This is a genomic window from Mesorhizobium sp. M1006 (assembly GCF_040318825.1).
Classification (GTDB): Bacteria; Pseudomonadota; Alphaproteobacteria; order Rhizobiales; family Rhizobiaceae; genus Mesorhizobium.
Genome location: NZ_JAMYMZ010000004.1, coordinates 276,583 through 283,010, shown reverse-complemented (window position 1 = coordinate 283,010; position 6,428 = coordinate 276,583). Strand labels below are relative to the sequence as shown.

General features: G+C 62.5%; 7 protein-coding genes and 1 tRNA gene. 6 read left to right on the top strand and 2 right to left on the bottom strand.

Annotated elements, in window-relative coordinates; all coding sequences use genetic code 11:
* Nucleotides 1-461: integrase core domain-containing protein (locus NKH60_RS06010; RefSeq protein WP_352871443.1), on the top strand; the 461-nt coding region annotated here is incomplete at its 5' end.
* 44 nt (nt 462-505) lie between these two features.
* Here the strand turns inward: NKH60_RS06010 and NKH60_RS06005 are convergent.
* Nucleotides 506-595, bottom strand: a tRNA-Ser gene (locus NKH60_RS06005).
* A gap of 430 nt (nt 596-1,025) precedes the next feature.
* Here NKH60_RS06005 and NKH60_RS06000 point away from each other — a divergent pair.
* From NKH60_RS06000 to NKH60_RS05990, 3 genes are all read left to right on the top strand, one after another.
* Nucleotides 1,026-1,349, top strand: coding sequence for a hypothetical protein (locus NKH60_RS06000; RefSeq protein WP_352469464.1), 324 nt, complete (start codon nt 1,026-1,028; stop codon nt 1,347-1,349).
* Between the two features lie 66 nt (nt 1,350-1,415).
* Nucleotides 1,416-2,078 (top strand): peptide-methionine (S)-S-oxide reductase MsrA, encoded by a 663-nt coding sequence (gene msrA / locus NKH60_RS05995; protein WP_352469465.1) that lies wholly within the window; start codon nt 1,416-1,418, stop codon nt 2,076-2,078.
* 215 nt (nt 2,079-2,293) lie between these two features.
* Entirely contained in the window at nt 2,294-3,283 is a 990-nt protein-coding gene (locus tag NKH60_RS05990) for a BMP family lipoprotein (protein WP_352469466.1), read from the top strand.
* A gap of 84 nt (nt 3,284-3,367) precedes the next feature.
* Here the strand turns inward: NKH60_RS05990 and NKH60_RS05985 are convergent, their stop codons facing one another.
* A complete protein-coding gene (locus tag NKH60_RS05985) occupies nt 3,368-3,577 on the bottom strand; it encodes a SlyX family protein (protein WP_352469468.1) in 210 nt (69 codons plus the stop codon).
* Nucleotides 3,578-3,758: 181 nt separating this feature from the next.
* Here NKH60_RS05985 and NKH60_RS05980 point away from each other — a divergent pair, with 181 nt between their 5' ends.
* Together NKH60_RS05980 and NKH60_RS05975 are read left to right on the top strand one after the other, a co-directional pair.
* Entirely contained in the window at nt 3,759-5,291 is a 1,533-nt protein-coding gene (locus NKH60_RS05980) for an ABC transporter ATP-binding protein (protein ID WP_352469469.1), read from the top strand.
* Complete coding sequence (locus NKH60_RS05975) at nt 5,288-6,427, top strand: ABC transporter permease (protein WP_352469470.1); 1,140 nt, start codon at nt 5,288-5,290, stop codon at nt 6,425-6,427. Before NKH60_RS05980 ends, NKH60_RS05975 begins: the two co-directional genes overlap by 4 nt.
* Nucleotide 6,428: the final 1 nt, after the last annotated feature.

Here is a 6,428-nt window from a genome sequence, read left to right as displayed (position 1 = left end):
CGGGCAACCCGCAACAGAACGGCCGCCACGAGCGCATGCATCTGACCTTAAAGAAAGAGACGACCAGGCCGCCCGGCATGAACATTCTCCAGCAGCAGGCGAGGTTCGACGCTTTCATCAGCGAATTCAATGAGGAAAGGCCACACGAGGCGCTCGCCATGCGCACCCCGGCCGAGCTCTACACGCCGTCCTCAAGAGCCTATGACGGCCTGCCGGAACTGGAATACCCCTTCCACGACCGCGACATCCTGGTTACCGCTTGCGGCCGCATCTGCATGCACAGGAAGAAGATCAGCGTCTCGACCGTGCTCGCCGGTCAGAGGCTGGGAATCAAGGAGATCGACGACGGCATTTGGCTCGTCAGCTTCATGCATTACGATCTCGGGTATATCGACTTGGAACAGAGGACCTTGCAGACCATCGACAACCCGTTCGGCACGAGGTTGTCACCCATGTCTTAAGTACAATCTGTTACCCATGTCTCCGGGTTGGACAGAGATTTAACTGGCGGAGAGAGCGGGATTCGAACCCGCGTTACGGTTTCCCGTAAACACACTTTCCAGGCGTGCGCCTTCAACCACTCGGCCACCTCTCCGTCTTTTTAGCATTTTCGACGCGGCCGGTTTCGCCGCGCGGGTTGGGGAGATGCATCTCCTTTGGGATTCCGGTGCCGGAATTCCGGCCGTGGGCGCCGTCAACCAGCGGATACCCTTTCCCCGCACCTGAGCCGTCAAAGCAACAGGCGCGGGGCTCATCTAGTCGATCCGGTGCCGAATGCCAAGACATAACGGCAGTCTATTCGCTTTGCCGGATACGGATGCTCAGCCCATGCCGCTGGGGCACCCGTTGGGAGCCTATCGAAAGGAGCGGCGGAGGTGTGCTTGCCGTCCCCGGCGCGCCACCGGTCCCGGCGAACCGGCGGCCGCAGGTTCAACTTCGCGTGTCGCGATTGCGGATAAAGCACGCAGATCCTATTTAACAGTCCACACGACATTCTGATAAACTCCTGGGGAGGAAGGGTCCGGATGTTCCGCTTTATCTTCCGTCTTGCCGCAATGATCGCGCTTTCGGTTTCGGTCATCATGGCCGTGCTCGATGCGACCCGCTCGGTGGCGGCTTCGGCGCTGGTGATGACTCCGCTCAACACCAGCTGGCTCGCGGTTTCGCCGGATACGCGCAGCGCCTTCGAAAGCTTCGTCCGCGACAAGGTCAACCCGCTGCTGTGGGACGGTGCCATCGCCTGGGTGCTCAGCCAGCCCGGCTTTGCCGTGTTCGCGGTGCTGGCGTTCATTCTTTATGCAATCGGTTACAGGCGGCAGCGCCCCAGCGGGCGGTTCGCCGCAACCTGACATTTCCAGCCTGACCCGGTGATCCCGTACCCGGAAGGCTCAACCAAGAAGAAAAGGAAGCCACACATGTTTCTCAGCGACATGCTGAACAAGAAGCTCAACCTGCCGAAACCCTCCGAGGCGTTGCCCGGCCGCGACCGGCCGATCCCGACGGCATCGAAGCACTTTGTCTCGAACAGGCCGCTCAAGGGTCCTTATCCCGAAGGGATGGAAACGGCGATGTTCGGGCTGGGCTGCTTCTGGGGCGCCGAGCGCCTGTTCTGGCAAGTCGAGGGCGTATGGGTCACGGCGGCCGGCTATGCCGGCGGCGTCACGCCCAACCCGACCTATCAGGAAACCTGCACGGGCCTGACAGGCCATGCCGAAGTCGTGCTCGTCGTCTACGATCCCAAGATCGTGTCCTATGCCGAGCTCTTGAAGCTGTTCTGGGAAAGCCACGACCCGACGCAAGGCATGCGCCAGGGCAATGATGTCGGCACCACCTACCGTTCGGCGATCTATACGTTCAACGACGCGCAGTACCAGGCGGCGCTCGCCTCGCGCGATGCCTACGAGGCTTCGCTGCGCGGTGCCGGACGCGGCAAGATCACCACCGAGATCGCGCCGGCGCCGGAATTCTACTTCGCCGAGGAAGACCACCAGCAATATCTGGCGAAGAACCCTTACGGCTATTGCGGCCTGCAGGGAACCGGCGTCACCTGCGCCATTCCGGCCGCCGTCTCCGCCTGATTTTATGCCCCTGACGCAAGGAATATGCTGTGGCGCCGCGATGCGGCGCCATGCTTTTCCAAAGGGTCAAAATTCCACGTGAATTTTGTTTCGGGCCGTGCCAGATTGACCCGAAGCGGGAGGAAGACACTCCTGCCCGACACCGTATGCCTGCCGGAGAACCGGGCCGGCATGCGGTGCATAATGGACAAATAACCGACAGGGGTGTGGATCACATGAAACGTATCGTTCTCGGCCTCATGGCCGCAGCTGCAATGGTTCTTCCGGCCTTCGCCGCGGACATTCAACCCGCGATCCTCTATGATCTCGGCGGCAAGTTTGACAAGTCGTTCAACGAGGCATCCTTCCACGGCGCTGAAAAGTTCAAGACCGAGACCGGCATCCCCTATGTGGAATTCGAGGTCAGCAACGCCACCCAGCGCGAGCAGGCGCTGCGCCGTTTCGCCGAGGACGGCCGCAACCCGATCGTCATGGCGGGCTTCTCGTGGGCTGACGCGCTTGACAAGATCGCAACCGAGTTCCCCGACACCAAATTCGCCATCATCGACATGGTCGTCGACAAGCCCAATGTCCGCTCCCTGGTCTATAAGGAGCAGGAAGGCTCGTACCTCGTCGGCGTGATGGCGGCGATGGCTTCCAAGACCAAGAAGGTCGGCTTCGTCGGCGGCATGGATATTCCGCTGATCCGCAGGTTCGGCTGCGGCTATGTCGGCGGCGCCAAGGCGGCCGGGGCCACCGACGTCATCCAGAACATGACCGGCGATACGCCGGCAGCCTGGAACGATCCGGCCAAGGGCGGCGAGATCGCCAAGACGCAAATCGACCAGGGCGCCGACGTAATCTACGCAGCGGCGGGCGGCACCGGTGTCGGTGTGCTGCAGGCAGCGGCCGACGCCGGCAAGCTCGGCATCGGCGTTGATTCCAACCAGAACGGCCTGCAGCCCGGCAAGGTGCTGACCTCGATGGTCAAGCGCGTCGACGTTGCCGTCTACAACACCTTCATGGATGCCAAGAACGACAAGTTCACGGCGGGCGTCAACGATCTCGGCCTCAAGGAAGGCGGGGTCGACTACGCCATGGACGACAACAACAAGGCGCTTGTCGACGATGCGATGAAGGCGGCGGTCGAAAAAGCCAAGGCCGACATCATAGCCGGCACCATCAAGGTGCACGACTACATGTCGGACAATGCCTGCCCGTATTGATCGATTGCTGTTATTGATCGACTGGCACTGCTGAAGTGACGAGCCGCCGGGTGAAAGCCCGGCGGTTTTGTCTTGTCGGCCCGCTCACCAGTGCGGCGGCTTGGTCACCGGCACGTCGGGCGCGGCCTGTTCCTCCAGCGCCAGGAAGCGCTCGGCCAGCGCGTCCAGCTTGCGCTGCATGCGCTCGATCACCTTCCACTGCTCGGCGATCTGGCCGGACAGTTCCTCGATGATCTTCTCCTGCTCGGCGGCGCGGATTTCCAGCGTCGTCAGCCGGTCCTCGGGCATGGTCATTTGAAATCCTCGATCAGGCGATTGTGCAGGGTGCGGCCACGTTGGAAATTGACAAGCATGGCGGGATTTGTCGAGAGTGAACCCTGCTCCGGCCAATTGGTAGGGACCCAATTGGCACAGACTGGGCGTCATGCTAGGCGTTTGACCAAGCGGTAAAAAAATAACAGTGGGAACAGGCTGCATGGCGCAAGCCGCAATCGAGCTGATCGGCATCGACAAGAGCTTTGGCGCCGTGCGCGCCAACCGCGACATCAATCTGGAGATTATGCGCGGCACTATCCATGGCATCGTCGGCGAAAACGGCGCCGGCAAGTCGACGCTGATGTCGATCCTCTATGGTTTCTACCAGGCCGATTCCGGCGAGATCCGTGTCGGCGGCCAGCCGGCATCGATCAAGACGCCAAACGATGCGATCGCGCTCGGCATCGGCATGGTGCATCAGCATTTCATGCTGGTCGACAATTTCTCGGTGCTGGAAAACGTCATTCTCGGCGCCGAAAGCGATGCGCTGCTGAAGAAGAGCATTGCCAAGGCGCGTTCCGAGCTGGAGCGGCTCGAGCGCGAATACGGGCTCGAAGTCGATCCCGACGCCATCATCGAGGAGTTGCCGGTCGGCCTGCAGCAACGCGTCGAAATCCTCAAGGCGCTCTATCGCGGCGCCGAGATCCTGATCCTCGACGAGCCGACAGGCGTGCTGACGCCGGCCGAGGCCGACCATCTGTTCCGCATCCTCAGGCAGCTGAAGGAGCAGGGCAAGACGATCGTGCTGATCACCCACAAGCTGCGCGAGATCATGGCGATCACCGACACGGTCTCGGTGATGCGCCAGGGCACCATGGTGGCGACACGCGAAACCAGGAAGACCACGGTCGAGGAGCTGGCCGAGCTGATGGTCGGCCGGCGCGTGCTGCTGCGCGTCGAAAAGGGCGAGGCGAAGGCCGGCGGCGTCAAGCTCGCGGTCAAGAACCTGACGGTCAAGGATTCCCGCGGCGTCACCATGGTCGACGACGTCTCCTTCGACGTCCATGCCGGCGAGATCGTCGGCATTGCCGGCGTCGCCGGCAACGGGCAGTCCGAATTGCTCGAGGCGATTTCCGGCATCAGGCATGCCGTTTCGGGCTCGGTCATGCTCGACGGCAAGCCGATCGACCTCACCGGCGCCGCCGACCCTGGCGAGCTGCGCGAGCGCGGCCTCGCCCATGTGCCGGAGGACCGCCATCATGTCGGGCTCGTGCTGGCCTTCGAGGAAAACGAGAATTCGATCCTCGGCTACCAGGACGACGCGCGCTATCTGAAGGGGCCGTTTCTCGACATCGACGCCATCCGTAACGATGCCAGGGACAAGATCGTCAAATATGACATCCGCCCGGCGGACTGCCGCCTCAAGACCGCCAATTTCTCCGGCGGCAACCAGCAGAAGATCGTGCTGGCGCGGGAAATGGAACAAGATCCCGGCGTGTTGATCGTCGGCCAGCCGACACGCGGCGTCGATGTCGGCGCCATCGAATTCATCCACAAGCGCCTCATCGCCATGCGCGACCAAGGCAAGGCGGTGCTGGTGGTTTCGGTCGAGCTCGACGAGATCCGCTCGCTGTCCGACCGCATCCTGGTGATGTTTGCCGGCCGCATCGTCGGCGAACGCGGCCCCGACGCGACCGAGGGCGAGCTCGGCCTGCTGATGGCCGGCGTCGAGCAGCGCGAGGCGGCGGAATGAGCACTCCCTATGCCAAGCTGCCGGCCTGGGCCGACTACGTGCTGATCCCGCTGATCAACCTGTTCGTCGCCTTCGTCGTTGCCGGCTTCGTCGTCATATTGGTTGGCGAGAACCCACTGCGCGCAGCCGTCGTCCTGGTCGAGGGTGCCTTCGGCCGCGGCCAAGGCATCGCGTTCACGCTTTTCTATGCCACCACCTTCATCTTCAGCGGGCTTTCGGTGGCGGTTGCGGCGCATTGCGGCCTGTTCAACATCGGTGGCGAGGGCCAGGGCTATATCGCCGGTCTCGGCATCGGCATTGTTTGTCTGGCCTTCGACAGCTTCCTGCCTTGGTGGCTGACCTTCCCGATCGCCATTATCGCCGCCGCGGCGATGGGCGCGCTGTGGGCGCTGATCCCGGCCTATCTGCAGGCCAAGCGCGGCTCGCATATCGTCATCACCACCATCATGTTCAACTTCATCGCTGCCAGCGTCATGGTCTATGCGCTGGTGGGGATGCTGAAGCCGCCCGGCTCGATGGCGCCGCAGACGCGCACCTTCCTCGAAGGCGCGCAATTGCCGAAGCTCAACTGGGTCATCGAATTGTTCGGCGCCAAAATCCGTTCGGCGCCATTCAACGTCAGTTCCCTGCTGGCGCTAGCCATGGCCTTTCTGGTGTGGGTGCTGATCTGGCGCACGAAGCTCGGCTACGAGATGCGCACCTATGGCCACAGCCCGAAAGCGGCGCGTTATGCCGGCATTTCGGAGATCCGCATCATCATCATTGCGATGATGATCTCGGGCGCGCTGGCCGGCATGATGGCGCTCAACCCGACGATGGGCGACCAGCACAATGTCGCGCTCGAATTCGTTTCGGGCGCCGGTTTCGTCGGCATCGCGGTGGCACTGATGGGACGCCTGCACCCGGTCGGCATCGTGCTGGCGGCGATCCTGTTCGGCATGCTCTACCAGGGCGGCGCCGAGCTCGCCTTCGAGATGCCGGTGATCAGCCGCGACATGATCGTCATCATCCAGGGCCTCGTGATCCTGTTCGCCGGCGCGCTCGAGCATATGTTCCGGCCCTACGTCCAGGCGTTGTTCGCCTCGCTCAGCCCGAAATCGGTCGGCATGGAAGCGGTCAAGGGGAAGGGCGCCTGAG